A 25884-nucleotide genomic window follows, 5' to 3' on the forward strand; every position below is an offset into this window, starting at 1 on the left:
GCAGTTTGATCTTGGGCAAACTCGTCAAGAGCGGCGGCGCGGGCAGCGTGTATCTGTTGCCGGGCGCGCCTGCGCAGGTCGCCAAGCTGTACCACCCGCACCTGGACCGGGCCGCCAACCGGCGCAAGCTCGAAGCGATGCTGGAACTGTCGCCCGAGTTGCCCGACCAACTGGAAAACGGCAAGCGCTACGTGCAGATCGCCTGGCCGCAGGCGGCCGTGTTCGACGGCCAGGGCGGCTTCGCCGGCTTCGTCATGCCCCTGCTGGACATGGCGCAGACGGCCGAGCTGGAACAGATCATGCAGGAGCGGCAAGCGCGCGCGGCAGGCCTGCCCACGGGACTCGGTCCCAAGCTGACCCTGGCCGCCAACCTGGCCGCCGTCATCGATGCGCTGCACCAGCAGCAGCATTACGTGGTCGATCTTAAACCCGTGAACCTGCGCTTTTACCGCGACTCGCTGTACATCGCCATGCTCGACTGCGACGGCTTCAGCATCCAGGGCCATGCGGAGCGTTTTCCTGCCGAGCAATTCACGGCCGACTACCTGGCGCCGGAATTCCAGCGCAAGGGCATGCCGGCGGGAACGGAAATGGCGCAAGACCGTTTTGCGCTGGCCGTCGTCATCTTCCAGTTGCTCAACTTTGGCATCCACCCGTACAGCGGGCGGCCCGGCAATGCGCAAGTGGCGACCGACATTCCCGGGCGCATCCGCGACGGCTGCTATGCGTACGGAATAAAACGCCACAAACAGCTGGCGCCGAATGCCACCAGCGGCCACACGCTGATGCCGCCCGAATTGCGCGCCATGTTCGACCACGCGTTTTCCCCATCCCCCAAACCGCAGCGGCCATCGGCGGCCGACTGGGCACAGTTGCTGCGCGGCTATGCGCAGCGCAGCGGCGGCAAGCTCGTCGTGTGTACGGCGAATCCCGAACACCAGCATTTTGCGGGCCAGGGTTGCGCTGCCTGCGCGCGCGACAAGGTTATCGCTGCGGCCGCGCAAGCCTCGGCGCAGGCGCAGCAGATGCAGGTGCAACAGCCGCCGCAGCAGCGCAGCGCGCGCCGCACGGCGCCGGGTCAGGCGCCCGTGCGGCTGGCTGCGGGCGCCGCGCAGGCCAATGCGGGCGGCATTTCCGGCAAGGGCTGGGCCGTGGTGGTGCTGCTGATCGTGCTGTTCCTGATCGGCTTTACGGCCTGGACCTCGTCGCCGGACGAAGTCAAGGACAAGGCCAGCCTGCAGGCGCAAGCGGACCAGGCGGCTGGCCTGGAAGTATTCAGCTGGCGCCAGCGCAAGGCGGCCGGCTTCCAGCAGTCCGATGCGCGCAAGGCCGTGCATAGCCTGTCGCAAGCGATGACCAAGGGCGACGATGACGCCGTCACGCGCGGCTTGCAGCTGCTGTACCGGGCCGGCGAGGACAAGTCGTCGCGCTACGAGGGCGACAAGGTGCGCGCGCGCCTGCGTACCACCTTGATGGAAGGCCTGGGCGCGATGCCCGGCTATGCCCCGGAATTGGCGAAGACCTATCTTGACCAGTTGCAAGCCGACCCGCGCGACCACCTGGCAGCGGCGGCCATGGGCCGCATGCACCTGAGCCTGAACGAACCGCAGGCGGCGCGCCAGTACTTCGAACAAGCCGTGTGGGGCCGTCCCACCGATGGCGTGGCCTGGCTCGGCATCGCGGCCACGGCCCTGCTGCGTGGCGGCGATGAGCAGGATGCCGTCAACCTGGTGGCGCTGGCGCAGCTGACGTCTTACCGTTACGCGGTAGAAAACGCCATGCCGACGGAACCGGGCGAGCCGTCCGACAATGGTGTCGCCGCCACGGAAAAACGCATGGACCGGGCCGCCAAGGTGCTGCGCCTGGCTCAGGGGGGGGCCTACCAGAAGCGCTGGGACAAGGCGCTTGCCGATGGCGCGCTGCTGGCGGCAAAACTCAAGGCCTTGCAGCCCTTGCCGGACCAGCCTGCGGGCGTGCTGCGCGAGACGATGACGACGGTTGATTACGGCGTGCTCGACAAGCAGAATGCGACTGGCGAAAACCGCTTGACCCTGTCGATTGCCGCCGACGGCACCCTGACTCATGCGGTGGCGGAAATGCCGATGGAACCCCAGTTGAACAAGGTCATGCAGGACAGCGTGAAGCGCTGGACCTATTTGCCGGCCGTCAAGCATGGCCAGTTGCGGGATGCCAAGGCGGAGGTGCTGGTGCGCTACCGCAATGGCCGGGTCAGCTTTGTGCCGGCCGAGCCGCGTGTCTCGCCGGACGATTAAAGGAATGACATGAAAATCAAGACCCTCTGCGCGCTGTTTGGCGCTTCCTTGCTGTGGCCCGCGCTGTCGCAGGCGGAAATCGTGCAGCGCCAGGTGCTGACAGCCATCGCCGCCGAACAGGACAGCGAAGGCGGCGACGTGTTCACGATTGCCGGCACGACGGCCTGCGGCGGCAAGCAGATACGCATGGATGCCCGCTCGGTGAACCTGGACGAGGCGCCGTACGAAGCGCTGAAAGCCGAACTGGCCCGGCGCATCCGGGACAAGACGCCCATGCTCGTCACCCTGAAAAAATGCCCGGAGGATGCGAGCGTGCCCATCGTGCGCCAGATCGCCGCCTGCACGCCAGCCGCCTGCGCCGATGGCCGGGCGCGGCTGTACCTGCACGAACGTTTCTACCCCATCGAGCAGGAAAACGCACCCAACGTGCTGTTGTTGCCCTTGCCGAAAGGCAAACTGCCGGGCACGTGGAAGGTGGAGATTTATAGCGTGGCGGGACACAAGCTGCGTCTGTCGGGCCAGGTCAACCGCGCCGACTATGCGCAGGGCGAGCTGGTGGACGGCTATGTCGCGTATTATCCCAATGGCAAGATCGAGAAGCAGGTGGCGCAGGATGGGCAAGGCCGCCAGCACGGCATCGGCAGCAAGTATTATCCGGACGGCACCCTGGAGCTGCGCGGCAACTGGCGCCATGGCATGCCCGAGGGCGAACACCAGCGCTATCACGCGACGGGCAAGCTGAGCGAGACGAGCAGCTACCGCGACGGCCAGCGCCTGGACGGGCCCGTGCAAACCTTCGATGAAAATGGCAAGCCGAGCACCAGCTACACTTTGCGCGACGGCAAGATGGAAGGCGAGATGCTCACGTATTTCCCGGATGGAAAAGTCTCCAGCCGCTCGGAAATGCAAAATGGCAAGTCCAATGGCGTGACGACGAATTACTACCCCGATGGCGCCGTGCACGCCAGGATGACGCAGGTCAACGATTTACCCACGGGCGAGGCGCTGGAATTTTATCCTGACGGCAAGGTGCAAAGCCGCCAGCAATATGGCGACGCAGGCGGACTGCTGAGTATCCAGCGTTATAGTCCCCAAGGCGTGCTGGTGCTGGAAAGACGCTGGGATGCGCAATGGCGCGAGCAAGGCACGTCGCGCTCGTGGCACGAGAACGGCAAGCCCGAGCAAGCCATCGAGTACGTGAACGACCGGCGCGACGGTTGGAGCCGCAGCTGGCACGAGGATGGCAGCTTGAAAAGCGAATGCCGGTATGTGGCAGGCAAGCCCCAGGGCGCATGTGGTGACGCGCCACCAGCGCCGGAATTGCAGCGCAAGGAGCAGGCATGGCGCGCACTGTGAAACATCTGTTTGGCGCCATGCTGCTGTTGCCGGCGCTGGCCCACGCCGAGATCGTGCAGCGCCAGGTGATCACGGCGATCACGGCCGCGCCTGGCAGCGGCGATATCCTGACCGTGGACGAGGACACGGGCTGCGGCGGACGGCAGCTGCGCATGGATGCGGCGTCAGTCGGACTGAACGAGGAGCAGTATGGCGTCATGAAGGCCGAGCTGGCCAACATGATACGCGACAAGAACCCCTTGCTCGTGCGCCTGCGCGCCTGCCCGGCGCCCGGCCGGACTGGGGCCAAGGCCGAGGCCGAGGCCATTCCCCTCATCCACATGCTGCGCGGCTGCGATGCGCACTGTGCCGACGGCAAGGCGCGGTTATATTTGAACCACAACCTGTCGCGCGGCGAAGTGATGGAACAGGCGCGCTATGCGCTGCTCCTGCCGCTGCCGCCCGGCAAGACACCGGGCACCTGGCAAGTCGAGATCTATCATGTGCGCGAAGGCGAGCCGAAGCGGCTGATTGGCCAGGTCAACGATACCGATTATCTGCGTGGCAAGCTGGTGGGCAACTACAGCATGTATTACCCGCATGGCCAGCTGGAAATGCAGGTGGAGCAGGATGGGCGCGGCGTGCAGGAGGGCGTGCAGGTCCGCTATTATCCGGACGGTCAGCTGTCCATGCGGACTACCTGGCGCAATGGCGTGCAGGAGGGGGAGGAACAGGCTTACCACCAGAATGGCAAGCTGATCGAGTCGCGCACCTACCGCAACGGCGCCCGCGCCGATGGCGTGGTGGAAACGTTCGACAAGGACGGCAAGCTGCGCACGCGCACGACCCAGGTCAAGGGCCGGACGGATGGCGAGCTGCTGCTGTTCTATCCGGATGGCAAGGTGGAAAGCCGCAGCCGGCATGACAACGGCATCATGACGGGACCGAGCACCCGCTACTTCCCGGATGGCAAGGTGCAGCGCACCGCCAATTACGTTGACGGCAAGCCAGTCGGCGAGAGCGTCGAATACTATCCGGACGGTAAAGTCGCCATCAAGCGTACGCACAGCGGCCACTTTGTCTTGCGCAGCACACAGCGTTTCAGCCGGACGGGCGTATTGATCGTGCACAAGCTGTGGAACGAGGGCGGCCGCGAGGAGGGCGCGCTGCGTTCCTGGTATGCGAATGGCAAGCCGAGGCAGCTGATCGAGTACGTGGATGGCGAACGCCAGGGCTGGACGCGGCACTGGCGGGAAGATGGCAGTGTGGAAAGCGAGTGCCGCTATGTGGCGGACGAGCCGCAGGGCGCGTGTACGGGGGCGTCGGCCAAGATGTCGTACACGGAGGATGGGATCGAGTTTGAGATGCCGGAGGCTTGATACTTGACGTGTATTCCAACGGTGCTGCGGCAGTTTGATACATACCGCATTTATCTAGATGGTTGCATATTTACTACAGAAAATCAGTCAATTTCCTCTATTTGTATTGGAAAGAAATACTTTATTTTTTACCTATGAGAATTGGCCTATAGTCACCATACCAAAAAATATAGCCTCAAGGAAACGGCAATCTTTTTTGAGGGCGCAACGACACGCCACTATGCCGGAACCTGAAAGAAGTAAATGATCAAATACTTAGCGATATCAATGGTGTTGTTCACCAGCATTGCCAATGCCCAAGTGCATGTAAATGGGTACACGAAAAAAGATGGAACTTACGTGGCACCGCATCAAAGAACCGCACCTGACAGCACCATTTCGAATAATTACAGCACACAGGGCAATGTCAATCCCTACACGGGGAAGGCTGGAACTGTTCCAAATCAAGCAGATAGCCCTTACGGATATCAGCCTCAGGCAAAGCCAGCGCCACGCCAGGAGATTCAACCACTGCAACCTCTACCATCGTTACAACCAACGCAGCCACTGCCACAGCCGTCTGTGTGGGGAACGCAAAAATAAAAGAGAAGGGTGGTCTGATGAGCCGCAAGGGAGTATGCCGGCGAGGCATCTCCCCGATCACGAACAGTCTACCGGTGCGGCGGCGTCAGCACGCTGGCGATCGCCTTCGGCAAGGTTTCCGGATAATCGCGGCTGAAGTGCAGGCCGCGGCTTTCGCGGCGGGACAGGGCGCTGTTGACGATCATCGAGGCCACGTCGACGAGGTTGCGCAGTTCCAATAAGTCGTGCGTGATGCGGAAGTTGCGGTAGTACTCGTCGATCTCTTCCTTCAAGAGCGCGATGCGGTGCTGGGCCCGTTCCAGGCGCTTGGTCGTGCGTACGATGCCCACGTAATTCCACATGAAGCGGCGCAGCTCGTCCCAATTGTGGGAAATCACCACTTCCTCATCCGCATCCGTGACCCGGCTTTCATCCCAGTCGGGCAGGTATGGCGTGCCCAGCTTTTCCTTGCTTTCGATGTCCTGCGCGCAGGCGCGGCCGATGACGATGCATTCCAGCAAGGAATTCGAGGCCAGTCGGTTCGCCCCATGCAGGCCCGTGCAGGCTGTCTCGCCGACCGCATACAGGCCCGGCAAGTCGGCCCGGCCCGCCAGATCCGTCACGACGCCGCCGCACGTATAGTGGGCGGCGGGCACGATGGGGATAGGCTGCTTGGTGATGTCGATGCCCAGTTCCAGGCAGCGCGCGTAGATGGTCGGGAAGTGTTCGATGAGGAATTCGGCCGGTTTGTGGCTGATGTCCAGGTGCACGTAATCGAGGCCCCGTTTCTTGATCTCGAAGTCGATGGCGCGCGCCACCACGTCGCGCGGCGCCAGTTCGGCCCGTTCGTCGTGGGCCAGCATGAAGCGCTGGCCGGCTGCCGCGCCCGCTTCGGGCGGCAGTTTCAGCAAACCGCCTTCGCCACGGATGGCTTCGGTGATCAAAAACGATTTCGCATACGGGTGGTACAAGCACGTGGGGTGGAACTGAATGAATTCCATGTTCGACACGCGGCAGCCGGCGCGCCAGGCCATGGCGATGCCGTCGCCGCTGGCCGTGTCGGGATTCGTTGTATATAAATACACCTTGCCGGCGCCGCCCGTGGCCAGCACGGTGTGCTCGGCGGCAAACGTCAGCACTTTACCCGTTTGCTCATCCTGCACGTACAGGCCGTGGCAATGGGGCTGGGCATTGCGCTGCGTGGGCTTCATGCCCAGCTTGTCGGAGGTGATCAGGTCGATCGCGCAATGGTGTTCGAACAGGCTGATGTTCGGGTGGGCGCGCACCTTTTCTTCCAGGGTTACTTGCACGGCATGCCCGGTGGCGTCGGCCGCGTGGATGATGCGGCGCTGGCTGTGTCCGCCTTCACGGGTCAGGTGGAAACCCAGCTCGGCTGTGGCATCGCGCGTAAACGGCACGCCTTGCTCGATCAGCCATTCGATGGCTTCGCGGCCGTGCTCGACGATGTAGCGCGTGGCGCTCTCGTCGCACAGGCCGCCGCCGGCGATCAGGGTGTCTTCGATGTGCTGCTGGTGGCTGTCGCCCGAGTCCAGCACGGCCGCGATCCCGCCTTGCGCCCAGTTGCTGGCGCCATCGAGCAGCGCACGTTTGGAAATGATCGCGACGGTGCGCGTCTCAGCTAAATGCAGTGCAACCGATAAACCCGCCAGGCCACTGCCGACAATCGCTACATCAAATTTCATGACATTTATCTTTTTTCAGGGGAAGCATACTATAGTCCATTTCACATCAATCGGTAATGTGTTGAGATAAATTCTGCCAGTGAAAGATAGCTGGGGCCGTAGCTTGTGGCGTATCAATGTCTTCGTGGAACAGTTCGCCATGATGGCAAGACCGGTGGCAAGCCGCCCTGTGCGCGGCGTGCCGCCTTTGCCGCAGGAGGCCCCATGATCCGCATCTTCAGCCATTACGTCTCGAAAACAGCGTTTATCTTGCTGTTGCTGGAAATCATGATCTTGCTGCTGTCGGCCACCCTGACGTCGCTGCTGTGGCTGGCGGATGGCAGCCGCGTGCTGCGGGTGAGCGAGGTTTACCTGTCTTCCTCGATCTTTGCCCTGGTCATCGTTTTCAGCATGAGCGCGCTGGGCATGTACCAGCACCGCTCGCGCGAAGATATCCGCAACACCTTATTGCGCATCCTGCCGTCGTTCGCCTTGGGTTTTGCCGTGCTGAGCGTGCTGATCCGTTTTATTCCTTCCTTGCATTTCGGACGCGGCAGCGTGCTGATCTTCGGCCTGGGCGCCATCGGCGTGCTGCTGGCGCGCCTGGTGGTGTTCAAATCCTCGCAATCGGCGCTGATGGAAGGCCGGCTGATCCTGGTGGGCGGCGGGGCGCTGGCGCGCGAATGCATGGAGCTGGCGGCGAGCAAGATCGGTTTCCACCAGTTTACGGTGGTCGGCTGCATCGATGTGGCGGGCGAGCGCTGCTGCGTACCGGCCTCGGCCTTGCTGCCGGCCGAACCGTCGCTGCTGGCCATGGCCCAGCGCCATGACGCGCATGAGATCGTCGTGTCCGTCAGCGACCGGCGCAATGGGGCGTTTCCTGCCAAGCAACTGCTGGAATGCGCGCTGGGCGGCGTCAAGGTGATTGACGCGGCCACGTTCTTCGAGCGCGAAGCGTGCCAGATCCGCATCGATTCCCTGCAACCGAGCTATCTGATCTATGGCGGCGGCTTCGATCAGAGCTTTTTCCGCGCCGCCTCGAAGCGCCTGTTCGACCTGGCCGCCAGCGGCGTCATCTGCCTGGCCGCGCTGCCCGTGATGCTGGCGACGGCCCTGTGCATCCGCCTGGAAGATGGCGGCCCCGTGTTTTACCAGCAAGAGCGGGTAGGGCGCGACGGCTTGCCCTTCAATGTGCTGAAATTTCGCAGCATGCGCTGCGACGCGGAGCGCGATGGCAAGCCCATCTGGGCGCTGGACAACGATGCGCGCATCACGCGTGTGGGCAAGCTGATCCGCAAGCTGCGGATCGACGAGCTGCCGCAAATGCTCAATGTGTTTCGCGGCGAGATGAGTTTCGTGGGACCGCGCCCCGAGCGCGCCTACTTTGTCGAGCAACTGAAGGAGCAGGTGCCGTACTACAACATCCGTCACAGCATCAAGCCGGGCATCACGGGCCTGGCGCAGGTGCGCTATCAATATGGCGCTTCTGTCGACGATGCGGTGAACAAACTGCAATACGATTTGTATTATGTGAAGAACAATAGCCTGTTCCTCGACTTGCTGATCCTGCTCGACACGGTGCAGGTGGTGCTGTTTGGCAAGGGCAGCCGATGATACGGGCGCAGTCGGACTGGCTGGCGGCGGCCGACGCGGCGGCCCTCAGCCATGGCCTGGCGTCGCTGGCCTTCTTCGTGCTGGCGCTGCTGCTCATCAGCAACTGGCGCGCGCGGCAGAATGTGCGCGCCTTGCTGGTGGCTTGCCTGGCGACGGGCGGCTGGGCGACGGGCGCGGTGGTGCTGGTGCTGCTGGGACAGCGTACCGCGTTGGCCGGCGACGCGCTGGAACTGCTGCGCACCCTGGCCTGGCTGGTGTTTTTGCTGCTGCTGATCGAACCGTCGCGGCCCCGCCTGCGTCTGGTGCTGGCCGGCATCGCCCTCACGGCGCTGGCGCCCTGGCTGCTCTCCCTGGCGTCATCCTGGCTGGCCTTGCCATTGCCTGCGCGCACCATTGCCAGTGTCTGCCGTTTGCTGCTGGCCGTGCTGGGCATGTTGCTGGTGGAACAGTGGTACCGCAACACGCCACCGTTGAAACGCTGGGGCATCAAGTTTGCCTGCCTGGGCGTGGGCGGGCTGTTCGCCTACGATTTCTATCTGTACAGCGACGCCTTGCTGTTTCGCACGGTCAACGATGACATCTGGGCGGCGCGCGGCATCGTCGACGCCCTGTGCGCGCCGTTGCTGGCCGTCTCTGCCGCGCGCAATCCGGGCTGGGCACTGGGCCTGTCCGTCTCGCGCCAGATGCTGTACCGCTCGGCTGCCTTGCTGGGCTCGGCCATCTACCTGCTGGCCATGGCGGCCAGCGCCTATTACTTGCGCTATTTCGGCGGCACCTGGGGTTCCCTGATGCAGATGGCTTACCTGGGCGGCGCGGCCCTGCTGCTGGCGGGCGTGCTGTTTTCCGGCAGCCTGCGCGCCAAGCTCAAGGTGACGATCAATAAACATTTTTACAATGCCATCTTCGATTACCGCGAGGAATGGCTGCGATTTACGCGCGCGCTGTCCGAGGATGGCCCGGCGCTGGGTGAACGCACGATACAGGCCATGGCGCAGCTGGTGGAAAGCCGCGCCGGCGCGCTGTGGATCTTGCGCGAGCAAGGGCAATTTGCCCCGGCCGCCAGCTGGAACTGGCCGCCGGGCACGTGGAGCGAGCCGGCGTCCGGTCCCCTGTGCCAGTTTCTGGAGGCAAGACTCTGGGTGATCGACGTGCCCGATTGCCAGCAAAACCCGCGCCAGTACGGCGGCTTGCGCTTGCCGCCCGCGCTGCTGGCGCTGCCCGACGTGTGGCTGCTGGTGCCCCTGATGCTGCATGGCCAGCTGTTCGCCTTTGTGGCGCTGGCGCGGCCCCGCACGCGCATAGTCTTGAACTGGGAAATCCGCGACGTGCTGAAAATTGCCGGCAGCCAGGCCGCCAGCTACCTGGCGCACCGCGAGTCGCTCGATACCCTGACGGTGGCGCGCCAGTTCGACTCGTTCAACCGCATGTCCACTTTCATCGTGCACGATCTCAAGAATTTGGTGTTCCAGTTGTCGCTGCTACTGAGCAATGCGGAAAAGCACCGCGCCAATCCCGCCTTCCAGGAAGACATGCTGGGCACCCTCGACCATTCCGTGCAGAAAATGAAGACCTTGCTGCAAAAACTGGCGCGCGGCGAGGCGCCGGAAGCACCGGCGCCGCTGCAGCTCGACGGCTTGCTGCGCCAAGCCGTGGCGGCCAAGGCCAGCCTGGCGCCGGCGCCCCGGCTGGAAATCGTCGATGGCGAACTGACGGTGCTGGCCAACCGCGCGCGGCTGGAGCGGGTGCTGGGACATTTGATCCAGAACGCCATCGAGGCCACGGCCAGCGATGGCAAGGTGGCCGTGCGGCTGCGGCGCGTACAGCACACGGCCGTTGTCGAGCTCGACGATACGGGGCAGGGCATGAGCGAGCAATTCATCCGCGAGCGCCTGTTCAAACCGTTCGACACGACCAAGACGGCGGGCATGGGCATCGGCGTGTTCGAAAGCCGCGAATACCTGCGCGAAGTGGGCGGCAGCCTGGAAGTGCGCAGCGAGCCGCAGGTGGGCACGACGTTTCGCGTGATCCTGCCGCTGCATGCGGCATAGCAAAGGAGTGGGGTGCCATGGGCAAGCAAAAACTGCTGGTCATCGAAGACGATCCCGGCCTGCAAAAACAGTTGCACTGGAGCTTTGACGGCTACGAAGTCTTGCTGGCGGGCGAGCGCGAGGCGGCGCTGGCGCTGGTGCGGCGCCACCAGCCGGCCGTCGTGACGATGGACCTGGGCTTGCCGCCCGATCCGGACGGTGCCACGGAAGGCCTCGCCACCTTGCAGCAAATCCTTGCGCTGGCGCCGGACACGAAAGTCATCATCCTGTCGGGCAACCAGGAGCGCGCGCATGCCTTGAAAGCCATCGCGCTGGGCGCTTACGATTTCCACCAGAAACCGTTCGAGGCCGACATGCTGGGCCTGGTCATCGCCCGCGCGTTTTATCTGCACGCGATGCAGCAGGAAAACCGCCGCATGCTGCAGACGCAGGCGGATTCTCCGCTGGCCGGCATCGTCAGCCGCGATCCGGGCATGCTGAAACTGTGCCGCAGCGTGGAAAAAGTGGCGCCCTCGTCGGCCAGCGTGATGCTGCTGGGCGACTCGGGCAGCGGCAAGGAATTGATTGCGCGGGGCTTGCATGCGCTGTCGAGCCGACATGCGCAACGTTTCGTGGCCATCAATTGCGCGGCCATCCCGGAGAACCTGCTGGAAAGCGAGCTGTTCGGCTATGAGCGGGGGGCGTTTACGGGCGCGGCCAGGCAAACCCTGGGCAAGATCGAACTGGCCCATGGCGGCACCTTCTTTCTCGACGAAATAGGCGACATGCCGATGGCGTTGCAGGCGAAATTGCTGCGCTTCTTGCAGGAAAGAGTGATCGAAAGGGTGGGCGGCCGTGCCGAGATCGCCATCGACGTGCGCATCGTCTGTGCCACGCACCAGGATCTGAAAGTGCTGGCGGAACAGGGGCGTTTCCGCGAAGACCTGTTTTACCGGCTCAGCGAAATTGTCTTGCGCATCCCGCCGCTGCGCGAGCGGGCCGGCGATTGCACCTTGCTGGCGCAGCATTTCAAGCACAAGTTCTGCGCCAGCGAAGGCCGCAGCAACCTGCATTTCAGCGCCGGCGCGCTGCAGCTGATCGAAAGCTATGGCTGGCCCGGCAATGTGCGCGAAGTGGAAAACTGCATCAAGCGGGCCGTCATCATGAGCGACGGGCCGCAGATCGCGGCCGATGACCTGGGCTTGCCCGCCAGCGCCCAGGCCGCTCCCGCCGATGAATCCATCAATCTGCGTCAGGCCCGCGAAGCGGCCGAGTACAAGGTCATGGTGCGCGCGCTGGCCCGCGCCGACGGCAATATCGCCAAGGCGGCCGAACTGCTGGGCGTGAGCCGGCCCACCCTGTATGACTTGATGGGGCACCACGGCATCAAGTAAGCCGTCTTACTGATATGGATTAAATATCAAGATTGTGTATGGCGTCGCACATACGCTGGCGCCGTCACGGCGCATCCTAGCCTCATCAACAACAAGGAGGGGTTATGAACGCGATCAATTTATTGATGAAGGACCACAAGGCCGTCAAGGCCCTGTTTGCGCAGTATGAGAACCTGAGCGACCGCTCCTTTGCCACCAAGAAAAAACTGGCCGACCAGATCTGCCAGGAATTGACCGTGCACACGCAGCTGGAAGAAGAAATCTTCTACCCGGCCGTGCGCCGCCCGATCCATGACGGCGACCTGATGGATGAAGCCGTCGTCGAGCACGCGAGCGCCAAGGAGCTCATCGCGCAGATTACCGCGATGGATCCCGCCGACGACCTGTACGACGCCAAGGTCAAGGTGCTGTCGGAGCAGATCGAGCACCACGTCAAGGAAGAAGAGGGCGACATGTTTCCCAAAGTGCGCCATACGGCCGTCGACCTCGACGCGCTGGGCAAGGAAATGGCCGCGCGCAAGGAACAGCTGACGGGCGTCGCCGCCTGAGCGGCTTAAAAAATCAACAACCAAGGGAGTATTCCATGCAAGCTACACAATTGTCCGTGTCGGACCTGAACAATCCGGGCGTATCCTGGGGTGCCGTGCTGGCGGGTGCAGCCGCCGCGGCCGCCTTGTCCTTCATTTTGCTGATTCTCGGCGTGGGCCTGGGCCTGTCGTCCGTGTCGCCGTGGTCGTTCAACGCGACGGCCATCGGCGTGTCGACCATCGCCTGGCTGGCCTTCATGCAACTGGCCGCGTCCGGCATCGGCGGCTACATGGCGGGCCGGCTGCGCGTGAAATGGAGTTCCATCCACACGGATGAGGTGCATTTCCGCGATACGGCCCACGGCTTGCTGGCCTGGGCCGTGGCCACCCTGATCACCGTGGCTGTGCTGGCCGGCGGCACGCGTGCCGTGCTGAGCGGCGCCATCGACGCGGGCAGCGGCGTGGCGGCCGCCATAGCCCCCGCAGCGGCAGCGGGCGCAGGTGCTGCTGGCGCCAAGCAAGGCGAGGGCAGCGGCGCCAATCCGCTCGACTATTTCTCGGACATGCTGCTGCGCGCCGCGCCTGCCGCACCGGCTACCACCGCCACCGGCACCCTGGCGGCGCCTGCGGCCAATGCCAGCACCGCCGAGCAGCGCGTGGAAATCGGCAAGATCTTCGCCACCGGCCTGTCCACGGGCAGCCTGGCCGCAGATGACCGAGCCTACCTGGGCCAGGTCGTGGCCAGCCGCACGGGCTTGACGCAGGCGGAAGCGGAAGCGCGCGTCGACGCCGTCTACGCCCGCGCCGCCAAGGCTGCCGCCGATGCCAAGGCTGCCGCTCAGCAAGCGGCTGAAACGGCCCGCAAGGCCGGTGCCCACACGGCGCTGTGGATGTTCGTCGCCTTGTTGCTGGGCGCTTTCGTTGCCAGCCTGGCGGCAACGTTTGGCGGCCGCCAGCGCGACCATGAGCGCGTGCTGCGCCATGTGACCATTTAATTCACCGATTTAATCTAGGAGACTGCCATGCGTTCCATCCTCTTGCTGCTGCTGGGCATTCCATTGCCCATCGTCATACTGATCGCCCTGTTCGTGCATTAATAATTAATAAGACGTTGACGTAAAAAACGGCGCCCGCCGCAAGCCGGGCGCCGTTTGTGTTGAAGCGGGTCCATGTGTAAGATGGCGCGATCTTTCCACCGAGACTATCCATGACCTTGACCGCCCTGCGTCCCTTGCTGAAAACCGCCGCCATTGCTGCCTTTGCCTGCAGCGTGCTGGCCTCGTGTTCCACCCTGATCGGCCCGCGCGACGTGAATGTGTCGCTGAGCAAGATGCAGCAAGGCCTGGAGCGTCGCTTTCCCATCGACAAGCGCGTGCTGTCCGTGCTGGATGTCAAACTGACCCACCCGCAACTGTCGCTACAGCCCGAGCGCGAACGGGTTGCCCTCAGCGTGGACGCCAGCGTCTTGCCGCCCTTTATCCGCCAGAGCTGGCGCGGCAGCCTGGCCATGTCGGGCCGCCTCGTGCTCGACGCCCAGCGCAACGCCGTCTACCTGAGCGAAGCGAGCGTGGACAAGGTCACCATCGATGGCATGGACGAGTCGCAGCAGCGCCAGTTCGCCAAGGTGGCCAGCCTGGTGGCCGACCAGCTCATGCACGAAACGCCGATCTATACGTTCAAACCCGACGAATTGCGCTATGCGGGCGTGCAATTCGTGCCCACGCAGATCAGGACCACGGGCAATGGGCTGACCGTGACTTTCGAGCCGGTGAAGTAGCGGTGAAGTAGCTTAGGCCTCGAACGCGGGCGCGCCGATTTGCGTGGCCGTGTTATTGCGCGGCGTCGCCTCTTCATGAAACAGGTCAGCCAGGTACTCGCATAGCGCATCTGCTTGAATATCGTCCGGAATAATGAAATCGGCGGGCCTGCGCTTGCCTTCCGCACCGAGATAGAAGGCGCGCCAGGCGCCCTGACTCTCCCGGACACCAATCAGCGTGCCGAAAATATTGAATCTGAATTCCTGCATCAAACTTCTCCAGTTAAAGAGCCAGGCAAAAAGATGTGGCGAGCGACAGGTATGGCTATTGCTAGATGGTAACATTTGCTGATCATCGGCGCGGGCTTGAGGCGTGCTTCAGCGAACATCGGATCACAGGAGTTGTTCAACCGCCATTGTTGCCCCGCAAGCAGGCCGACTATAATCCTGCCTCTCATGCCTGGACACAGCATGTTCCCCAACATGAAGTTAAAACAATTAAAGGAATCTTCGTGAAACGCTCACTCATCAGCGCCGCCTGCTGCGCCTTGTTCGCCTTCTCCTCGCCCGCGCTGTACGCCCAGCAAGCCACCAATGCCAGCGCGCCCGTCTCCGGCATCGACCTGAAAACCCTGGACCCGGCCGTGAGCCCCAGGGATGATTTCTACGGCTACGTCAACGGCGTCTGGACGCGCAATACGGAAATCCCGGCCGACAAATCCGTCTGGGGCACGTATATCGAATTGCGTGAAATCGCCCAGGGCCAGTTGCGCGGCCTGATCGATGCCACCGTCAAGAACCCCGGCAAGCCCGGCAGCGAGGCGCACAAGATCGCCGACCTGTACACGAGCTTCATGAACGACAAGGCGCGCAATGCGGCCGGCTTCAAGCCCCTGCGCGCCGAACTGGCCCGCGTCGCCGCCGTCAAGGACAAGAAAGACTTGCCGGCGCTGCTGGCCTACCTGCAAGGCAATGGCGTTGCCACGCCGTTTTCCGCCTATGTGGCACCCGATGCGCAAGACCCCGAGCGCTACACGGTCAACATCAGCCAGTCCGGCCTGGGCTTGCCTGACCGCGATTACTACCTGAAGGAGGACGACGCCAAGCTGCAAGCCGTGCGCGCCAAATACCTCAAGCATATCGAAACCATGCTGGCCATGAGCGGCGACAAGGCCGCTGCCGCACACGCGGCGCAAATCCTCGACCTCGAAACGCGCCTGGCGGCCGTGCAGTGGACGCGCGTGCAGATGCGCGACCCCGTCAAATCGTACAACCGCGTCGATTTCGACAAATTCGCGGCACTGGCGCCGGCCTTCGACTGGAATGTCTACTTTACTGCCGCCGGCCTGGCGCCGAAAGCCACGTCGGCCGTGGTGCGCCAGCCCAGCTTCATGACCGGCTTTTCCGAGACCGTGGCCGCCGTGCCGCTGGAATCCTGGAAGAGCTATCTGAACTGGCGCATCATCGAAAGCTATGCCTCCTTCCTGGACAGCGCCACGGTCAAGGAGCGTTTCGCCTTCGACGGCACGGTGCTGCGCGGCGTGCCGCAAAGCGAACCGCAGTGGCAACTGGCGCTGCGCTTCACGGATGGCGCCATCAGCGACGCCGTCGGCAAGCGTTACGTGGAAATGTATCTGCCGCCGGAAACCCGGCCCCGCGTGATGGCCATGTTCGACAATTTCGTCGCCTCGTTCAAGGATGGCATCGAGCAGCTCGACTGGATGGGCCCGGAAACCAAGAAGGAAGCCCAGCTCAAGCTGGCAGCCTTGAAGCCGAAGATCGCGTATCCCGATACCTGGCGCGACTACAGCAGCATGCAGACGCAGCCGAATGACCTGATCGCCAACGTGCGCGCCGCGCGCGCCTGGAGCCGCCAGCAAAACCTGGCCAAGCTGGGCAAGCCGGTCGACCGCGACGAATGGTCGATGACGCCGCAAACCGTGAACGCCAGCTACAGCCCGTCGCTCAACGCCATCACGATTCCGGCCGCCATTTTGCAGCCGCCATTCTTCAACGTGAAAGCGGAAGATGCCGTCAACTACGGCTTGCTGGGCATTACCTTCGGCCATGAAATCAGCCATGCCTTCGACGATTCCGGTAGCCAGTACGACGCCAAAGGCCGTCTGCGCAACTGGTGGACGGCAGAGGACCGCACGGCGTTCAAGGCCCTGGCCGCCGGCCTCGTCAAGCAATATGGCGCCTACAGCCCCGTGCCGGGCTACCACATCAATGGCGAACTGACGCTGGGCGAAAACATCGGCGACAATTCCGGCCTGTCGATCACCTACAAGGCGTACCAGCGTTCCTTGAACGGCAAGCCTTCACCAGTCATCGATGGCCTGACGGGCGAACAGCGCCTGTACATCGGCTTTGCGCAGAAATGGCGCGCGAAATTGCGTCCCGAAGCGGCCATCGCGCAGATCAAGAGCGACCCCCATTCGCCGGGTGAATTCCGCGCCAAGGGCACGGTCAAGAACCAGCCCGGTTTCTATGAAGCGTTCGGCATCAAGCCAGGCGACCCGATGTACCTGCCGCCCGAGCAGCGCGTGATCATGTGGTAAATCATGTGGTAAGCCCGTAGGGCAGTCGCGCACCGCGCCGCGGACTATTCCTTAGCGTGGTTGAGCGTGTACCTGGGCAGCTCCACCGTCAGGTCTTCCTGGGCGAGGCGGGCCTGGCAGGACAGGCGCGAATGGGGCTGCAAACCCCAGGCCTGGTCGAGCATGTCTTCCTCATTGTCGCCCAGTTCGTTGAGCGTATCGAAACCCTGCACCACGACCACGTGGCAGGTGGAACAGGCGCCCACCTGGCCGCACGCGTGTTCCATGTCTATCTGATTGAGCAGCAATGCGTCGCAAATGCTCATGTTCTGCGGCGCGTCAAACACGGCGCCGTCGGGGGCCAGCTCGGGATGGGGCAGGACGGTAATTTTTGGCATGCGGGATTCTCCTTGATGTCGCTTGAATACCGCTACCTTGAACCTTCCCGCCTTGATAAGGTCAAGCGCAATGTTGCGCCTGAACGGGGGCTTTCTGCGCTTACATCTTCGATGCCGGATGTTCCGCCAGCGGGACAAACTGGCCGGTAGCCTCGTCGAGCGCGTCCAGTGAGCCATTTTCGATGTCATACACCCAGCCATGCAGGGTCAGGCGCTTTTGCGTGATGCCCAGCGCTACCGAGGGGTGCGTGCGGATGTTGTTGAGTTGCGCCACGACATTGGCGCGTACCATGCCGTCGATGCGGTCCTGTTCCGTGGCATGCTCGATCGATTCATTGATCATGCGCGCCGCATCTGCGTGCCGCAGCCAGTTCTTGACTGCCGGCATGTGATCGAGACAGGTGCAGGTGGCGATGGCCTTCATCGCGCCGCAATCGGAATGGCCGCAAATGACGATGTCCGTCACATTCAGGGCCGCAACGGCAAATTCGACGGACGCGCTCACGCCGCCCGGTTCCGGGCCAAACGAGGGCACGATGTTGCCCGCGTTGCGAATCACAAACAGTTCGCCAGGTTCGCGCTGCGTCACCAGTTCCGGCACCATGCGGCTGTCGGAACAGGAAATGAACAGGGCCTTGGGCGTCTGTCCCGTGGCCAGTGTCTTGAACAACTCTCGGCGTTCAGGAAAGACTTCCTTCTGGAAACGTAGAAATCCGGCAATGATGTCGCGCATAAATAAAAGAAGAGAGTGGTGTGAGCCCGTATTATCGCCGATGTCAGCGCGGCTGGCTTGCCGGCTGGCCGGTTTGAGGCCCCGTAATGCAGCGGTCGAGATGCCCGATCAATTGCACGAACACGCGTTTATCGGCAATGTGATTCATCGTGTTGCTCATGAAGACGTCGCTGGCGGCCGCTGCCACGGCACCGCGGGCTTGTGCGCAGGCGGCATGCAGTTGCGCGCGGTCAAGCTCAAGCAGCGCCGCGGCGACGCCTGCACGCGTGAAATCGAAGGCATCGATGCCGCAACAGCCGGCGGCGCAATGGGTTTCCAGGCGGCAGATCAGCGGCCACAGCCCCTCCAGGTGCTCGTCGATGCCGACGGCTTGCGCATAGCGCTCCCCGATGTCGATGTGTTCGATCCATGCGTCTTCGGCAATCTGGATATCGTATTGATGGTCGCGTTCCGTCATGTTTGCTTTCCCGCATGCGCGGTGACTGTCTGATAGAGGCGCCATCGTACCGCAAGCGCGGCGGCAGTTGGCACACCATGCAGCAAGACGTGAAAAAACCGCCCGAAGGCGGTTTTGTGTGTGCACTGTATTGCCGCTTATTTCCTGTCAGGCAAGGCGTATGCCAGCACGTAGTCGCCGCGGTCCGGCGACTGGCGCGCGCCGCCGGCGCTGACGACGATGTATTGCTTGCCCGTTTTCGGCGAGACATACGTCATCGGGCCGGACTGGCTGCCCACGGGCAGGCGCTGTTTCCAGATTTCCTTGCCGGTGGCGCTGTCAAAGGCGCGCAGGTAGAAATCCTGCGTGCCGGCAAAGAACAGCAAGCCGGACTGCGTCGACATCGACGCGCCCAGGGTCGGCATGCCGATCGGAATCGGCATTTTCATGCGGATGCCCATCGGACCCGTATCCTGCACCGTGCCGACCGGTACCTGCCACACGAGCTTGCGGGTTTTCAGGTCGATGGCCGACATGGTGCCGAACGGCGGCTTCTGGCAGGGAATGCCCGCTTTCGACAGGAAACGTTCGCGCATGGCGCCGAACGGCGTGCCTTCCTGCGGCACGACGCCCATCTCGATGCCGCTGGCACCCTTCGGAATGGCGGCGCGCGGGATCATGTAGTTGGCCAGGCCCAAACGCATGTCGTTGACAAACATGTAGTTGGTGGTCGGGTCGACGGAGACGCTGCCCCAGTTCATGCCGCCCAGCGAGCCTGGGAACTGCAGCGAACGGTCGAGGCCTGGCGGCGTGTAGACGCCTTCGTGGCGCATGCCCTTGAACTCGATGCGGCACAGCAACTGGTCAAACACGGTGCCGCCCCACATGTCGGACTCGTGCAAGGTGGCGTTGCCGATCGACGGCATGCCGACGGAAAACGGCTGCGTGGGCGAATAGCGCTCGCCAGGCACCTTGCCTTGCGGTACAGGACGCTCTTCCACGGCCGCGATGGGCTCGCCCGTCACGCGGTTGAGAAGGAAGATTTCGCCTTGTTTCGTCACTTGCGCCAGCGCGGGCAGGGTGCCGCCTTTGCCGTCAGGAATGTCGTACAGCAGCGGCTGGGCCGGCAAGTCGAAGTCCCACAGGTCGTGGTGGGTGGTCTGGAAGGTCCAGCGCACCTTGCCCGTTTTCGCGTTGACGGCAACGATGGACGAGCTGTACTTGTCGTCCAGCGCCGTGCGCGTGCCGCCGAAGAAGTCGGGCGTGGCATTGCCGGTCGGCAGGTAGATGGTGTCCAGCTGGGCGTCGTACGACATGGCCGACCAGACGTTCGGCGTGCCGCGCGTGTAGGTCTGGCCTTGCGGCGGCAGTTTCGTGATGGCAGGGTTGCCCGGGTCCCAGGCCCACGCCAGTTCGCCGCTGCGCACGTCAAACGCGCGTACCACGCCGGGCGGCTCGCCGGTGGAGAAATTGTCGGCCACGCGGCCGCCGACGACGACCAGGTCGCCCGCGATCAGCGGCGTCGATGTTTGCTGGTAGTAGCCGGGCTTGACTTCGCCCATGCCCACCTTCAAGTCGACGGTGCCGTGCTCGCCAAAATCGGCGCAAGGCTCACCGGTACCCGCGTCGAGCGCGATCAGGCGCGCATCGATGGTCGGCAGCAAGATGCGCTTGCGGCAGGCGGCCGGGGCGGCGTCGCTGGGGGCGCTGGCCGGCAGCGGCTGCGCGGCGGGCGCTTCATGGTAGCCCAGGCCGCGGCAGCGCTGCCAGTTTGGCGCGGAACCTTGCGGGTCGTATTTCCAGCGCTCGGCGCCCGTATCGGCGTCCAGCGCCACGACCTTGCCGTAGGCCGTGCAGACGTACAGGGTATCGCCCACTTGCAGCGGCGTGTTCTGGTCTTCCGCGCCAGAACCATTGCTTTGCGGGATGTCGCCCGTGTGCGCCGTCCAGGCCAGTTTCAGCTGGCCGACGTTGCCCTTGTTGATCTGGTCCAGCGCGGCGAAGCGGTTGCCGGCCGTGGTGTTACCCCAGTGCAGCCAGTTTTTCTGCTGCGCGCCGGGAGCGACCGGCGTCACGCCCGCCACGACATCGGCTTCAATGACGGACTTGGGCAGGAAGAAATTGACGCCCGTGATGGCCAGGCAGACGGCGATCAGGCCCGCCAGCGCGAAGGCGCCTTTGCCAGCCGGCACGCCGGTGGTGCGGCGCAAGCCGGGATAGGCGAGGGCTACCAGGCAAGCCAGCACGCCGAAGACGAACAGGCGCGACACCAGGGGCCAGAAGTTCCAGCCCGCGTCGATGGGGGCCCAGATCAGGGCAACGATAAAGGCGGCACCGAACAGCAGGGCGCCGGCCGGCTTGCTCCGCCAGACGAGTACGCCAGAGGCGAACGTGGCAATGCCCATCGGCAGGTAAAACCAGCTGCCGCCCAGATACGCGAGGTAGGCTCCGCCGATAGCGAGGAAGAGGCCGGACAAGATGAGCAGCACGGCTGGCAGGTAGCGCAGCGGCGACGCTGCTTGACCCCGCGTTGCGGGTGTGGATGAACTGGAAGGGTTCACGATGATTCCTTTTATTGTTGACCGGGCGGCCAGGCGCCGCCAGGTGATGCTGAATAACCAAGACTCGGTTCCCCCGTTGCGCGAGGGGTGAGTGTCCGCCCGCGGGCGGGATGCTCAGCCCGGGTTTGGCGTGGTGGATTTGCTGTCGAGATTGGCGATGATGCGGCTGAGCATGTCCAGCAAGGCGTGTTCTTCCTCGGCGCTGAAACCGGCGAGGGCTTCGCGGTTGCTGGCATGAATCGCTTCCTTGATCAGGGGCGACTGCTGTAATGCGGCCGGGGTAAGGCCGAACAGGCTGCTGCGTCCATCGCTGGGATCGGGTTGGCGGCTGACCAGGCCGTCACGTTCCATGCGCGCCAGCGTGGCCGCCATGGTCGGCTGCTCGACGGCAGCGGCCACGGTCAGTGCTTTCTGCGTCAGCTGCGCGCCATTTGCCAGTTCGTAAAATACGGGCAACTGGCCCGGCGCCATGCCGATCAGCTTGAGCTTGCGCTCGATGACCCTGGCAAACAGGCGTGCAGCCCGGCTCGTCATGTGGCCTGCGGACTGCTCTTTCTGGAAGTCGATCACGAACATCCCCGGTGAAAAGAATATAGCATGCTATCATAATTTCGATGAGCATAGCAGGCTATGCATTTTTTCAGGCGGCCGGAAATGCAAAAACCGCCCGAAGGCGGTTTTTTTACGTGGCAATGAACGCTGCCGGCGTTTAGATAAAATAGATCAGCGCGATGACGCCCACGACCAGCGCCACGCGGGTGACCTGGTAGGCCGTCTTGTTCCACGCCTTGAAGCGGCGGCGGTACTGGCCCATGGTCCAGGAAATCTGGAACAGCTTGCTCACGCCGCCCACCTGGTCGCCCAGTTCGTTCGGCGAGGCGGCGGCCGTCATCAGGGTGCGGCCCAGCCAGCGGTTCAAGCCTTGCGCCCAGCGGTAGCGCATCGGGCGCTCGATGTCGCAGAACAGGATGATGCGGTCGCTGTCGGCGTCGTTGCGGGCCCAGTGGATATACGTTTCATCGAACATCACGGCCTGGCCGTCGCGCCAGCTGTGGCGCTCGCCATCGACGTCGATGAAGCAGCGGTCGTCGTTCGGCGTCTGCAAGCCCAGGTGGTAGCGCAGGGAGCCGGCGAACGGGTCGCGGTGCGGGTTGAGCTTGCCGCCTTGCGGCAGTTCCGCGAACATGGCCGCCTTGATCGAGGGAATCGATTGCAGCAGCGCATAGGTTTGCGGGCACATCTGTTGCGCCGACGGGTGGTTCGCGTCATACCATTTCAGGTAGAAACGCTTCCAGCCATACTTGAAGAAGGAATTGAAACCCACGTCATTGTTCTTTTCCGCGGCCTTGATCTTTTTCATTTCCTGCATGCGCAGCGCCTCATCGCGGATGATTTGCCAGTTCTGCTGCAGCGGCGCCAGTTCCGGGAATTGATCGACGGAAAGGTATGGCGTGGCCGGCACCTTGGAAAAGGTGTGCATGAACAGGTTCAGCGGCGCCATGAACGAGGAATGATCGAAGATCTGGCGGCGAAACGGCAGGCGCACCTTGCCACGAAAATGAATATGTAAAACGGAAAACACAAAAATGCCCAGCAAGGCCCACTTCATACACAACCTCGTTTTTTAAGAATGGGGCAATTATAACCAGTTAATGCCATCGCCACCCCGGGCCACGGTGAAGGAAAGATGAAGCGGCGCACGGGAGAGCTCTGTCCTACAATGGCTGTTCTCCACACTGATACGAGGTAACAATGGAAATCTGGCACGCACCGCTCGACCTGGCCACCCTCAACGCCGCCAGCGAGGGCACGGCCATGCGCCACCTGGGCATCGCATTCACGGCCTTCGGCCCCGACTGGATCGAAGCGACCATGCCCGTCGACCACCGCACCATGCAGCCATTCAAGCTGCTGCATGGCGGCGCTTCCGTGCTGCTGGCCGAAACCCTGGGCAGCATGGCCGCGAATGCCTGCCTCGATTCCAGCCGGCAGGTGAGCGTGGGCCAGGAAATCAATGCCAACCACGTGCGCGGCGTGCGTGGCGGCCATGTGACGGGGCGCGCCACGCCGATCCACCGGGGTCGCACCAGCCAGGTCTGGGAAATCCGCATCACCGATGATGACGGCAAACTATGCTGCATTTCGCGCATCACCATGGCTGTCATCGATGCCCCGGGCGCGGGCTGATACGTCCCATCTTGACTTGCGTCAAGGCATTAAAAGCGAGCGCGTGGAATCATAAATAACGCTGTTCGCTTATAATTCAGTGTGCTGTTGTAGGGCGTGAGGGTATGTCCCGCGCGCCTGCATTGCCCGAAATTAGAAGCTGACTGCCCAAAAAACGCCAGTTAGAGACCCATCCTGCGCCATGCAGGAACGGCAACACGACGGCGAGCAGATCGCTGGTTTTTAGTTAACCAGCAACAATCAACTTTATTACAGGGCACTAACAACAATGATGTCATTCAATCGTTTGACGATAGGCGCGCGCCTGAGCGCAGGCTTCGGGCTGCTGGTGCTGCTCATGCTGGTGCTGGCTGCCTTCGCACTGCTGCGCATCGGCGCCATCTCCGGCGCCATGGACGCGCAAGAAAAAGTACAACTGGAAAAACTCGAACCCCTGTACGTGGCGCGCGAAGCGCTCGACCAGACGGGCCTGGCCGCCCGCAACGCATATATCTTCCACGACCAGGCCGCCGCCGAAAAAGAGCTGGCCATCCTCGACAGCCAGAAGGCGCTGTACCTGGAAGCGCTGGCCCGCCTGGCGCCGCAGTTCGCCGGCGATGCGCAATTCGAGAAAGTCAGCACGGGCCTCAAAACCATGGCGCGGGAATTGCAGCGTCCGCGCCAGTTCCGCGCCACGGGACAGATGGAGCAGTATGGCACCTTCCTCGTCGAGGAGTGCAGCCCTTTGCGGCGCCAGATCGTCGCCGATATCGATACGGTGCTGAAAAACGTGCAGCGCGAATCGGAGCAGGCCAGCGTGGCCGCGCGCGCCATCTACGGCCAGTCGCTGCGCTGGATCGGCGTGCTGGCCGCGCTCAGCGTGCTCATTTGCATTGCGGTCGCCACCGTCATCACGCGCGGCCTGCTGCGCCAGCTGGGCGGCGAACCGGCATATGCGGCCTCGATTGCCGGGCGCATCGCGCTCGGTGAACTGGCCATCGACGTGCATACGCGCCATGGCGACGACAGCAGCCTGCTGTTTGCCATCAAGACCATGCGCGACAACCTGGCCGCCATCGTCGGCAAGGTGCGCCACGGCACGGAAAGCATCGCCATGGCTTCGACCGAGATCGCTACGGGCAACCGCGATCTGTCGCAGCGCACGGAGCAGCAGGCCGGCTCGCTGGAAGAAGTGGCGTCATCGATGGAGGAACTGATTTCCACCGTGCGCCAGAATGCGGACAACGCCCAGCAGGCGAACCGCCTGGCGCGCGAAGCGTCGAAGGTGTCGGAGCAGGGCGGCAAGGCGGTGGCCGAAGTGGTGCATACGATGGGCCTGATCAATGCCTCGTCGAACAAGATCGTCGACATCATCGGCGTGATCGACAGCATCGCCTTCCAGACGAATATCCTGGCCTTGAACGCGGCAGTGGAAGCGGCGCGCGCCGGCGAGCAGGGACGCGGTTTTGCCGTCGTCGCCACGGAAGTGCGCAGCCTGGCGCAACGCTCTAGCGCCGCCGCACGCGAAATCAAGGCCCTGATCGACGATTCCGTCAGCAAGGTGGGTACCGGAACCTTGCTCGTCGAGCAGGCCGGCGTCACCATGCACGACGTGGTGGCCGGCATCGGCAGGGTGACGGGCATCATGGCCGAGATCAGCCACGCCACGCAGGAGCAGGGCGCCGGCATCGAGCAAGTCAACCGCGCCATCGTCGACATGGACCGCGTGACCCAGCAAAACGCGGCCCTGGTCGAGCAGGCGGCCGCCGCCGCGCAGGAATTGCAGCAGCAGGCGGCGCAGCTGGAACAGGAAGTGGGCATCTTCAAACTGGCCAAGCCGGCCAACGGACCGCTGCGCCTGGCGGCTTGATGCCGAGAGCGCGGCAGCACGGCGCGCCATGCGCCAATAGTCGTATTCCGCGCTACAATGAGAGCTGGATCACCGCCAGGACTTCTCATGCAAGTGCGCCGCAGCCATGATCTATCCAGCCCGGACGACGACAAACCGGCGCCGCCCGTGCTGCAGCTGGCCCTTGCCGGCCTCGGCTGGGGTTTGCTCACCTGCATGCTGTGCTTTGCCATCCTGTTCCTCACCAAATGGCTGTTGCCGCCCGAATACTGGGGCGCACACACAGGCCTGTCCAAGTTCAAGCGCGAAATGTCGCTGCCCCTGCTGGTGTTCTGGGTCGTCATCTATTCTCCCATCCTGGAAACCTTCCTTGGCCAGCTGCTGCCGCTGGAAATCCTCCGGCGCCAGGGCGCCAGCCGCCAGCTGAGCATTTTTATCGCCACCATCCTGTGGGCCATCGTGCATTTCATCAGCGGCGGCTTGCTGCATGCCATCGTCGCGCTGGGGTCGGGCTCCATGTTCAGTTTTGTCTACCTGCGCTACCGCGGCCCCAGTGTCGCCGTTGCCTACGCGACAACGACGTTTGCGCGCGCCTGTAACAATATCGCCATCCTGGTGGCCGTGTTTTACGGCCTCGACGCCTAAAGCACCTT

The 25884-nt window shown here is 63.1% G+C and carries 21 protein-coding genes; 13 read left to right on the forward strand and 8 right to left on the reverse strand.

The genetic code is table 11. From position 1 onward, the window contains the following. The first annotated feature begins 11 nt into the window (after window positions 1-11). From U0004_RS15010 to U0004_RS15020, 3 genes are read left to right on the forward strand one after another with little or no spacing between them, the layout of a single operon-like run. Complete coding sequence (locus tag U0004_RS15010; RefSeq protein ID WP_175494857.1) at window positions 12-2273, forward strand: hypothetical protein; 2262 nt, start codon at window positions 12-14, stop codon at window positions 2271-2273. A 9-nt stretch (window positions 2274-2282) separates the two neighbouring features. Beyond that, a complete protein-coding gene (locus U0004_RS15015; protein ID WP_070259804.1) occupies window positions 2283-3629 on the forward strand; it encodes a toxin-antitoxin system YwqK family antitoxin in 1347 nt (448 codons plus the stop codon). Beyond that, window positions 3614-4987, forward strand: a complete 1374-nt coding sequence (locus tag U0004_RS15020) for a toxin-antitoxin system YwqK family antitoxin (RefSeq protein WP_070259806.1) — start codon at window positions 3614-3616, stop codon at window positions 4985-4987. Before U0004_RS15015 ends, U0004_RS15020 begins: the two co-directional genes overlap by 16 nt. A gap of 650 nt (window positions 4988-5637) precedes the next feature. On the opposite strand, the gene nadB is transcribed toward U0004_RS15020, so the two are convergent. Then, complete coding sequence (gene nadB / locus U0004_RS15025) at window positions 5638-7251, reverse strand: L-aspartate oxidase (protein ID WP_034787348.1); 1614 nt, start codon at window positions 7249-7251, stop codon at window positions 5638-5640. 204 nt (window positions 7252-7455) lie between these two features. On the opposite strand from nadB, the gene U0004_RS15030 reads away from it, so the two are divergent. From U0004_RS15030 to U0004_RS15055, 6 genes are all read left to right on the forward strand, one after another. After that, window positions 7456-8844, forward strand: coding sequence for a TIGR03013 family XrtA/PEP-CTERM system glycosyltransferase (locus U0004_RS15030; RefSeq protein WP_070259808.1), 1389 nt, complete (start codon window positions 7456-7458; stop codon window positions 8842-8844). Next, window positions 8841-10892, forward strand: a complete 2052-nt coding sequence (gene prsK / locus U0004_RS15035) for an XrtA/PEP-CTERM system histidine kinase PrsK (RefSeq protein WP_070259810.1) — start codon at window positions 8841-8843, stop codon at window positions 10890-10892. The genes U0004_RS15030 and prsK overlap by 4 nt, the downstream gene beginning before the upstream one ends. 17 nt (window positions 10893-10909) lie before the next feature. Next, the gene (gene prsR, locus U0004_RS15040; protein ID WP_070259811.1) at window positions 10910-12265 is read left to right on the forward strand and encodes a PEP-CTERM-box response regulator transcription factor; all 1356 of its coding nucleotides are present in this window, start codon (window positions 10910-10912) and stop codon (window positions 12263-12265) included. A 104-nt stretch (window positions 12266-12369) separates the two neighbouring features. Continuing rightward, window positions 12370-12813: a hemerythrin domain-containing protein gene (locus U0004_RS15045; protein WP_034787351.1), complete on the forward strand. Its 444-nt coding sequence runs from the start codon at window positions 12370-12372 to the stop codon at window positions 12811-12813. 35 nt (window positions 12814-12848) lie between these two features. Further along, the gene (locus U0004_RS15050; protein ID WP_070259813.1) at window positions 12849-13787 is read left to right on the forward strand and encodes a hypothetical protein; all 939 of its coding nucleotides are present in this window, start codon (window positions 12849-12851) and stop codon (window positions 13785-13787) included. 212 nt (window positions 13788-13999) lie between these two features. Then, the gene (locus U0004_RS15055) at window positions 14000-14569 is read left to right on the forward strand and encodes a DUF1439 domain-containing protein (RefSeq protein ID WP_070259815.1); all 570 of its coding nucleotides are present in this window, start codon (window positions 14000-14002) and stop codon (window positions 14567-14569) included. A 12-nt stretch (window positions 14570-14581) separates the two neighbouring features. Here U0004_RS15055 and U0004_RS15060 read toward each other — a convergent pair whose 3' ends face one another. After that, a complete protein-coding gene (locus tag U0004_RS15060) occupies window positions 14582-14818 on the reverse strand; it encodes a DUF7661 family protein (RefSeq protein WP_034787355.1) in 237 nt (78 codons plus the stop codon). 242 nt (window positions 14819-15060) lie between these two features. Here U0004_RS15060 and U0004_RS15065 point away from each other — a divergent pair, with 242 nt between their 5' ends. Then, window positions 15061-17109, forward strand: a complete 2049-nt coding sequence (locus U0004_RS15065; protein WP_070259817.1) for a M13 family metallopeptidase — start codon at window positions 15061-15063, stop codon at window positions 17107-17109. Window positions 17110-17153: 44 nt separating this feature from the next. On the opposite strand, the gene fdx is transcribed toward U0004_RS15065, so the two are convergent. The 6 genes from fdx to lpxO all read right to left on the reverse strand — a co-directional run bounded on the left by fdx (window position 17154) and on the right by lpxO (window position 22825). Next, on the reverse strand, window positions 17154-17486 hold the full coding sequence (fdx, locus tag U0004_RS15070) for an ISC system 2Fe-2S type ferredoxin (RefSeq protein ID WP_070259819.1): 333 nt from the start codon (window positions 17484-17486) through the stop codon (window positions 17154-17156). 100 nt (window positions 17487-17586) lie between these two features. Continuing rightward, window positions 17587-18219, reverse strand: a complete 633-nt coding sequence (locus U0004_RS15075; RefSeq protein WP_034787358.1) for a carbonic anhydrase — start codon at window positions 18217-18219, stop codon at window positions 17587-17589. Window positions 18220-18262: 43 nt separating this feature from the next. After that, window positions 18263-18676: a DUF6331 family protein gene (locus tag U0004_RS15080; RefSeq protein ID WP_070259821.1), complete on the reverse strand. Its 414-nt coding sequence runs from the start codon at window positions 18674-18676 to the stop codon at window positions 18263-18265. Window positions 18677-18813: 137 nt separating this feature from the next. Beyond that, complete coding sequence (locus tag U0004_RS15085) at window positions 18814-21144, reverse strand: glucose/quinate/shikimate family membrane-bound PQQ-dependent dehydrogenase (protein ID WP_231958282.1); 2331 nt, start codon at window positions 21142-21144, stop codon at window positions 18814-18816. A 186-nt stretch (window positions 21145-21330) separates the two neighbouring features. After that, window positions 21331-21750 carry a MarR family winged helix-turn-helix transcriptional regulator gene (locus tag U0004_RS15090; RefSeq protein WP_205412602.1) on the reverse strand — a complete coding sequence of 140 codons (420 nt, stop codon included), beginning with the start codon at window positions 21748-21750 and terminating at the stop codon, window positions 21331-21333. A 175-nt stretch (window positions 21751-21925) separates the two neighbouring features. Next, complete coding sequence (gene lpxO / locus U0004_RS15095; RefSeq protein WP_070259823.1) at window positions 21926-22825, reverse strand: lipid A hydroxylase LpxO; 900 nt, start codon at window positions 22823-22825, stop codon at window positions 21926-21928. Window positions 22826-22968: 143 nt separating this feature from the next. Between lpxO and U0004_RS15100 the strand changes: the two genes are divergently transcribed. The 3 genes from U0004_RS15100 to U0004_RS15110 all read left to right on the forward strand — a co-directional run bounded on the left by U0004_RS15100 (window position 22969) and on the right by U0004_RS15110 (window position 25876). Continuing rightward, window positions 22969-23403 (forward strand): hotdog fold thioesterase, encoded by a 435-nt coding sequence (locus U0004_RS15100; protein WP_070259825.1) that lies wholly within the window; start codon window positions 22969-22971, stop codon window positions 23401-23403. Window positions 23404-23671: 268 nt separating this feature from the next. Then, window positions 23672-25252, forward strand: coding sequence for a methyl-accepting chemotaxis protein (locus tag U0004_RS15105; protein WP_034787362.1), 1581 nt, complete (start codon window positions 23672-23674; stop codon window positions 25250-25252). Window positions 25253-25339: 87 nt separating this feature from the next. After that, window positions 25340-25876: a CPBP family glutamic-type intramembrane protease gene (locus U0004_RS15110; protein ID WP_070259826.1), complete on the forward strand. Its 537-nt coding sequence runs from the start codon at window positions 25340-25342 to the stop codon at window positions 25874-25876. The last annotated feature ends 8 nt before the right edge of the window (window positions 25877-25884 follow it).

This window comes from Janthinobacterium lividum (genome assembly GCF_034424625.1).
Taxonomy (GTDB): Bacteria; Pseudomonadota; Gammaproteobacteria; order Burkholderiales; family Burkholderiaceae_D; genus Janthinobacterium; species Janthinobacterium lividum.